This is a genomic window from Xanthomonas sp. LMG 12462, from assembly GCF_009192885.1.
GTDB classification, from domain to species: Bacteria; Pseudomonadota; Gammaproteobacteria; order Xanthomonadales; family Xanthomonadaceae; genus Xanthomonas_A; species Xanthomonas_A sontii.
Window position 1 is genome coordinate 1 of the sequence record NZ_NMPP01000070.1, and the last position, 5,575, is coordinate 5,575.

Consider the following 5,575-nt stretch of genomic DNA (forward strand, 5'->3'; position numbering starts at 1 on the left):
GAGGAAACCGGACCCCCTCCCCCGCCGGGAGAGGGGTTGGGGTGAGGGTACGGCGCGCAGCCCCCGGGTGGCATGTCGCCGCGGGGTCGGTTTGGTTTTTTCCAGGCGCAATAAAAAATCCCCGTCCTAGTGGGACGGGGATTTGGGGTAAAGCCCCTGGCGATGACCTACTCTCGCATGGCTTGAGCCACACTACCATCGGCGCAGCTGCGTTTCACTTCCGAGTTCGGGATGGGATCGGGTGGTTCCACAGCGCTAATTTCACCAGGGAGACGGTTGGAGTGTCGCCGCGTGCGTGTACTCGGTTGTTGGACCGAGGACGGCAGGGCGCCAGCCTCTCATGGGGTGTGATGTAGCGAGCGAGTGAGAGCGATCGACGTGTGTCGCGCTAAGGGATGCTTATGAGGAAGCATCTTGAGGTTATATGGTCAAGCCGCACGGATCATTAGTATCAGTTAGCTCAATGCATTGCTGCACTTACACACCTGACCTATCAACCACGTAGTCTACATGGTTCCTTTAGGGGACTTGTGTCCCGGGAGATCTCATCTTGAGGCGCGCTTCCCGCTTAGATGCTTTCAGCGGTTATCGCTTCCGAACATAGCTACCCGGCAATGCCACTGGCGTGACAACCGGAACACCAGAGGTTCGTCCACTCCGGTCCTCTCGTACTAGGAGCAGCCCCTCTCAAATCTCCAACGCCCATGGCAGATAGGGACCGAACTGTCTCACGACGTTCTGAACCCAGCTCGCGTACCACTTTAAATGGCGAACAGCCATACCCTTGGGACCGACTACAGCCCCAGGATGTGATGAGCCGACATCGAGGTGCCAAACACCGCCGTCGATATGAACTCTTGGGCGGTATCAGCCTGTTATCCCCGGAGTACCTTTTATCCGTTGAGCGATGGCCCTTCCATACAGAACCACCGGATCACTAAGACCTACTTTCGTACCTGCTTGATCCGTCGATCTTGCAGTCAAGCACGCTTATGCCTTTGCACACAGTGCGCGATGTCCGACCGCGCTGAGCGTACCTTCGTGCTCCTCCGTTACTCTTTAGGAGGAGACCGCCCCAGTCAAACTACCCACCATACACGGTCCCCGATCCGGATTACGGACCTAGGTTAGAACGTCAAGCACGACAGGGTGGTATTTCAAGGATGGCTCCACTGCAGCTAGCGCCACAGTTTCATAGCCTCCCACCTATCCTACACAGACGAACTCAACGTTCAGTGTAAAGCTATAGTAAAGGTTCACGGGGTCTTTCCGTCTTGCCACGGGAACGCTGCATCTTCACAGCGATTTCAATTTCACTGAGTCTCGGGTGGAGACAGCGCCGCTGTCGTTACGCCATTCGTGCAGGTCGGAACTTACCCGACAAGGAATTTCGCTACCTTAGGACCGTTATAGTTACGGCCGCCGTTTACTGGGGCTTCGATCAAGAGCTTCGCCTTGCGGCTGACCCCATCAATTAACCTTCCAGCACCGGGCAGGCGTCACACCCTATACGTCCACTTTCGTGTTTGCAGAGTGCTGTGTTTTTGATAAACAGTCGCAGCGGCCTGGTTTCTGCGACCCTCTTCAGCTATAGCTCGCACGAGCCACCAAAAAGGGTGCACCTTCTCCCGAAGTTACGGTGCCATGTTGCCTAGTTCCTTCACCCGAGTTCTCTCAAGCGCCTGAGAATTCTCATCCTACCCACCTGTGTCGGTTTACGGTACGGTCTGCGTAAGCTGAAGCTTAGGAGCTTTTCCTGGAAGCGTGGTATCAGTGACTTCGTCTAAAAGACTCGTCTCGGTGCTCGGTCTTAAAGGATCCCGGATTTGCCAAAGATCCAAACCTACCGCCTTTCCCCGGGACAACCAACGCCCGGTACACCTAACCTTCTCCGTCCCTCCATCGCACTTACGCGAGGTGCAGGAATATTAACCTGCTTCCCATCGACTACGGCTTTCGCCCTCGCCTTAGGGGCCGACTCACCCTGCGCCGATTAACGTTGCGCAAGGAAACCTTGGGCTTTCGGCGTGCGGGTTTTTCACCCGCATTGTCGTTACTCATGTCAGCATTCGCACTTCCGATACCTCCAGCAGACTTCTCAATCCACCTTCGCAGGCTTACGGAACGCTCCTCTACCGCGCATCGCTTATCGCGATGCACCCCAAGCTTCGGTTCACTGCTTAGCCCCGTTAAATCTTCCGCGCAGACCGACTCGACCAGTGAGCTATTACGCTTTCTTTAAAGGGTGGCTGCTTCTAAGCCAACCTCCTGGCTGTCTATGCCTTTCCACATCGTTTTCCACTTAGCAGTGAATTTGGGACCTTAGCTGTGGGTCTGGGTTGTTTCCCTTTTCACGACGGACGTTAGCACCCGCCGTGTGTCTCCCATACAGTCCGTCTCGGTATTCGGAGTTTGCAATGGTTTGGTAAGTCGCGATGACCCCCTAGCCATAACAGTGCTCTACCCCCGAGAGGATACATATGAGGCGCTACCTAAATAGCTTTCGAGGAGAACCAGCTATCTCCGGGTTCGATTAGCTTTTCACTCCTAATCACACCTCATCCCCTACCTTTGCAACGGGAGTGGGTTCGGGCCTCCAGTCAGTGTTACCTGACCTTCACCCTGGGCATGACTAGATCACCCGGTTTCGGGTCTACTGCCCGCGACTATGCGCCCTTATCAGACTCGGTTTCCCTTCGCCTCCCCTATACGGTTAAGCTTGCCACGAACAGTAAGTCGCTGACCCATTATACAAAAGGTACGCAGTCACTCTTGCGAGCTCCTACTGCTTGTACGCACACGGTTTCAGGATCTATTTCACTCCCCTCTCCGGGGTTCTTTTCGCCTTTCCCTCACGGTACTGGTTCACTATCGGTCGGTCAGGAGTATTTAGCCTTGGAGGATGGTCCCCCCATGTTCAGACAGGGTTTCACGTGCCCCGCCCTACTCGTCTTCACTGGCATGGCCCTTTCAAATACAGGGCTATCACCTTCTATGGCCAACCTTTCCAGGTTGTTTTTCTAAAACCATACCAGCTTAAGGGCTAGTCCCCGTTCGCTCGTCACTACTTAGGGAATCTCGGTTGATTTCTTTTCCTCCGGTTACTTAGATATTTCAGTTCACCGGGTTCGCTTCCAGCAGCTATGTATTCACTGCAGGATACTGCCGAAGCAGTGGGTTTCCCCATTCGGACATTGCCGGATCAAAGCTTGTTGCCAGCTCCCCGACACTTTTCGCAGGCTGCCACGTCCTTCATCGCCTCTGACCGCCAAGGCATCCACCGTGTGCGCTTATTCGCTTGACCATATAACCTCAAGTTGCCTCAAGGTCATATTCAGTCCAGGGGTACAAAGCCTGGACGCGAACTATAACGACTCAATTTCTAGGGACTCGAGGTCCCCGCCTTAGCCACAACGACACGTCGAGAAGTGTGTTCTCAAACGCTCGCTACATCACAAATTATTAAAGAACAACGCTACGGCCTCAACGCCGAGCATCTAAATTCTTAGTGTGCGATACATTCAGAGTGGTGGGTCTGGGAGGACTCGAACCACCGACCTCACCCTTATCAGGGGTGCGCTCTAACCACCTGAGCTACAGACCCAAAGTCTTCGTCAGTGGTGGAGCCAGTCGGGATCGAACCGACGACCCCCTGCTTGCAAAGCAGGTGCTCTCCCAGCTGAGCTATGGCCCCGGTATTTCGGGGTGCTCCGCCCTGTGGCGGAACTCTCTGAATGCAGGTTACTTGTGAGGACGCCTGACAGATGAAGCTGTCATGCTCAAAAGGAGGTGATCCAGCCGCACCTTCCGATACGGCTACCTTGTTACGACTTCACCCCAGTCATCGGCCACACCGTGGCAAGCGCCCTCCCGAAGGTTAAGCTACCTGCTTCTGGTGCAACAAACTCCCATGGTGTGACGGGCGGTGTGTACAAGGCCCGGGAACGTATTCACCGCAGCAATGCTGATCTGCGATTACTAGCGATTCCGACTTCATGGAGTCGAGTTGCAGACTCCAATCCGGACTGAGATAGGGTTTCTGGGATTGGCTTACCGTCGCCGGCTTGCAGCCCTCTGTCCCTACCATTGTAGTACGTGTGTAGCCCTGGTCGTAAGGGCCATGATGACTTGACGTCATCCCCACCTTCCTCCGGTTTGTCACCGGCGGTCTCCTTAGAGTTCCCACCATTACGTGCTGGCAACTAAGGACAAGGGTTGCGCTCGTTGCGGGACTTAACCCAACATCTCACGACACGAGCTGACGACAGCCATGCAGCACCTGTCTCACGGTTCCCGAAGGCACCAATCCATCTCTGGAAAGTTCCGTGGATGTCAAGACCAGGTAAGGTTCTTCGCGTTGCATCGAATTAAACCACATACTCCACCGCTTGTGCGGGCCCCCGTCAATTCCTTTGAGTTTCAGTCTTGCGACCGTACTCCCCAGGCGGCGAACTTAACGCGTTAGCTTCGATACTGCGTGCCAAGTTGCACCCAACATCCAGTTCGCATCGTTTAGGGCGTGGACTACCAGGGTATCTAATCCTGTTTGCTCCCCACGCTTTCGTGCCTCAGTGTCAGTGTTGGTCCAGATGGCCGCCTTCGCCACAGATGTTCCTCCCGATCTCTACGCATTTCACTGCTACACCGGGAATTCCGCCATCCTCTACCACACTCTAGTTGCCCAGTATCCACTGCAATTCCCAGGTTGAGCCCAGGGCTTTCACAACGGACTTAAACAACCACCTACGCACGCTTTACGCCCAGTAATTCCGAGTAACGCTTGCACCCTTCGTATTACCGCGGCTGCTGGCACGAAGTTAGCCGGTGCTTATTCTTTGGGTACCGTCAGAACAATCGGGTATTAACCGACTGCTTTTCTTTCCCAACAAAAGGGCTTTACAACCCGAAGGCCTTCTTCACCCACGCGGCATGGCTGGATCAGGCTTGCGCCCATTGTCCAATATTCCCCACTGCTGCCTCCCGTAGGAGTCTGGACCGTGTCTCAGTTCCAGTGTGGCTGATCATCCTCTCAGACCAGCTACGGATCGTCGCCTTGGTGGGCCTTTACCCCGCCAACTAGCTAATCCGACATCGGCTCATCTATCCGCGCGAAGCCCGAAGGTCCTCCGCTTTCACCCTAAGGTCGTATGCGGTATTAGCGTAAGTTTCCCTACGTTATCCCCCACGAAAAGGTAGATTCCGATGTATTCCTCACCCGTCCGCCACTCGCCACCCAGAGAGCAAGCTCTCCTGTGCTGCCGTTCGACTTGCATGTGTTAGGCCTGCCGCCAGCGTTCACTCTGAGCCAGGATCAAACTCTTCACTTAAAACTACATGCCCGAAGGCAAAAGCTTTGATATGCAGAGTTCAAACCAAGCTACGTATCGCTTGCAAAGCAATTGATTTGTTGCTCTTGATTCGAACGTCTGCAAGATGGACATACTTCCATCTGCAGGCGTCCTCACAAGTTACCTGCGCACACTGTCAAAGAACTTCGGGGCCGGCCTCAGCGCCTTTCCCTTTTTCGCCCCGACGTTTCCGTCCGAGTGAGCCGCCCATTATAGCGGGCTTTTTG

The 5,575-nt window shown here is 54.6% G+C and carries 2 tRNA genes and 3 rRNA genes; all 5 read right to left on the reverse strand.

The features are described from left to right. Positions 1–154: 154 nt before the first annotated feature. The 5 genes from rrf to CEK69_RS15755 all read right to left on the reverse strand — a co-directional run bounded on the left by rrf (position 155) and on the right by CEK69_RS15755 (position 5,327). Positions 155–269 (reverse strand): 5S ribosomal RNA (rrf, locus tag CEK69_RS15735). A gap of 155 nt (positions 270–424) precedes the next feature. Next, positions 425–3,304: ribosomal RNA gene (locus CEK69_RS15740) — 23S ribosomal RNA — on the reverse strand. Positions 3,305–3,527: 223 nt separating this feature from the next. After that, positions 3,528–3,604 (reverse strand) — tRNA-Ile (locus CEK69_RS15745). A gap of 14 nt (positions 3,605–3,618) precedes the next feature. Next, positions 3,619–3,694: transfer RNA gene (locus CEK69_RS15750), tRNA-Ala, on the reverse strand. A gap of 88 nt (positions 3,695–3,782) precedes the next feature. Further along, a 16S ribosomal RNA gene (locus CEK69_RS15755) occupies positions 3,783–5,327 on the reverse strand. The 16S, 23S and 5S rRNA genes sit together here with 2 tRNA genes alongside, the layout of an rRNA operon. Between the last annotated feature and the right edge of the window lie 248 nt (positions 5,328–5,575).